This window comes from Clostridium sp. DSM 8431, from assembly GCF_900116755.1.
Classification (GTDB): domain Bacteria; phylum Bacillota; class Clostridia; order Clostridiales; family Clostridiaceae; genus Clostridium.
This window is the reverse complement of sequence record NZ_FPBY01000282.1, coordinates 1-2,345: the sequence shown is the minus strand read 5'-3', so window position 1 is coordinate 2,345 and position 2,345 is coordinate 1. Positions and strand designations below refer to the sequence as shown.

Sequence of the window (2,345 nt, the reverse complement as noted above, 5' to 3'; positions counted from 1 at the left end):
GAGAGTAGTATATGAATTTATTCATTACAAAATCAGACAGGTTGAATAAGGAATTAAACAAGCTTTATAAAGTTTTATAAGGTTTTGGCAACGGGTTTAATAAATGGAAATCATTATTTGTGAAGATAATTCACATCAAAGAAAAGACCTAGAAAACTTAATTAATACAGAAATAGAAAATTTAGATTTTAAAATAGCCCTATCAACAAGCAATCCAAATGCTGTAATAAAACATGTTGAAAATAATAATTCAAATAATTTAGTTTATTTTTTAGATATTGACTTACAAAACAGTATTAATGGAATTGAACTAGCAAAAATGATAAGAAAATATGATCCTACAGGTTATATTATTTTCTTAACTGCTCATGCTGAACTTACGCTTTTAACATTCCAATATAAAGTTAGGGCAATGGATTATATTATTAAAGGTGATGTTGGAATAGTAAGACAAAAGATAAGAGACTGCTTTAATCAAATATGTATAGATATTTCTAATAGTAAAAATAAAAAGTCAAATATAATACCTATAGATATTGGAAATAATCTTGTATTTTTTGACTTAGATGATGTTTTATTCTTTGAAACAGCTGATACAGAACATAAAATAAGAGTTCATACTTCTACAGGTTATTCAGAATTTTATGGTACCTTAAAGGATATTGAATTATCTCTTACACCATCTTATTATAAGCCACATCGTTCTTATTTAGTTAATACTAAAAAGATTAAATCTATAGATAAGGAAAATCTTATTATTCATATGATGAATGGTGAGACATGCTATGTGGCTTCTAGATATCTAAAAGGCTTATTACAGAAATGCTTAGGATAAAAAATACTTTTGTATTTTTTATCCTTTTTAATGGAGGTGTTAATTTTTGTCTGATTTAATATTTAACATATTTTATCCTATGATTAATACATTAATGCTTTTAGTAAACTTTCCGTTATTTATAGACTTAAAAAAGCATTACAAATCCTATTTATTCTTTTTCATAGCTATGGATATAGCCACATATATTTCAGATCAAAACTTTTTTTTAATAATAGCTACAATTATTGTCCTTGTATACTTTAAACTTATAAAAATAAATTTCGCAACTGTTATAATATCATATATATATATTTTGTTTGCAACCTTAATAAGCGATTGCGTATGTGGAATTATTACCCAAAAGATATTTTATATCCCATATGAAGAGTTGAAAAATAACAACACTTTATACTTTTATTGTGGAATATTAATATTATTTTTATCTTTCTTTATATGTATAGTAATAAGAAAAATAACATCATTAAATAAATTAACTTTGAACAATATTTTGCTTAATAAATTCACAAAAAAAATCTTTATGTTAGCAATAGCTTTAATAATAACTATAGTATCAATTTTTAAAATACTAACTATTAACATTTTAGATGGTAGCTCTAGTAATTGGATATATATGTACTTGTCATTAGCAATAACACTCTGTGGAATACTCTATATGTTATTTTATATAACGAATTCAACTATATCAATGTCTATAAAAAAAGACTTTATTACTAAAGAAAATAAGCAGCTTAAAGAATATAGTGATATGCTTGAAACAATGTCAACAGATTTAAGAAAATTCAAACATGATTATATAAATATATTATATACATTAGGAGATTATATAAACGATGGTAATATAGAGGATTTAAGATCTTATTACAATAATGATTTATTACCAGAAAGTAAAGAGATATTAAAAAATGATAAGCATATTACACTTTTAAAAAATATAAAAATAACACCTTTAAAAGCATTAATTTCTTCCAAATTACTTACTGCACAATCAAAAGGTATAAAAATTAATGCTGAAGTTTTAGAAGAAATAACTTATCTGTCTATAAAAACAATCGATATTTGTAGAATTATTGGAATATTTTTGGATAATGCTATAGAGGCAGCTCTTTTATGCGAAAATAAGTTTATAAATTTTGCCATGATAAAAACAGATGGAAATATAATAATAGTAATTTTAAACTCTTGCCTAAAAAACATCCCTCCTGTTTATGAGTTATATAAGAAGAATTTTTCTACTAAAGGCTCAGGTAGAGGAATTGGTCTAACATCTGTAAAAGAATTAATAGACTCCACATATACAAATGTCTTATTAAATACAAGCGCCTCTAATGGAGTTTTCAAACAAGAACTTGTAATAAAAAATAATAACGGCATCTAACTATTTAATAAAACAATCTGTAAAATCAGATAAGAAAACAACCATATAAGTTTTTTAATATGGTTGTTTTCTTATCTACTATAATAGTGCAAAATCGCTTGAATAATTTTACAAATGAATAAAATAAAAAAA

At 23.8% G+C, this 2,345-nt stretch carries 2 protein-coding genes; both read left to right on the top strand.

Annotated features, from left to right (window positions below; translation table 11 throughout):
- The first annotated feature begins 103 nt into the window (after positions 1 to 103).
- A complete protein-coding gene (locus tag BM384_RS16730) occupies positions 104 to 835 on the top strand; it encodes a LytR/AlgR family response regulator transcription factor (protein ID WP_090015352.1) in 732 nt (243 codons plus the stop codon).
- A 655-nt stretch (positions 836 to 1,490) separates the two neighbouring features.
- Positions 1,491 to 2,213, top strand: a complete 723-nt coding sequence (locus tag BM384_RS17840; RefSeq protein ID WP_175537443.1) for a sensor histidine kinase — start codon at positions 1,491 to 1,493, stop codon at positions 2,211 to 2,213.
- Positions 2,214 to 2,345: the final 132 nt, after the last annotated feature.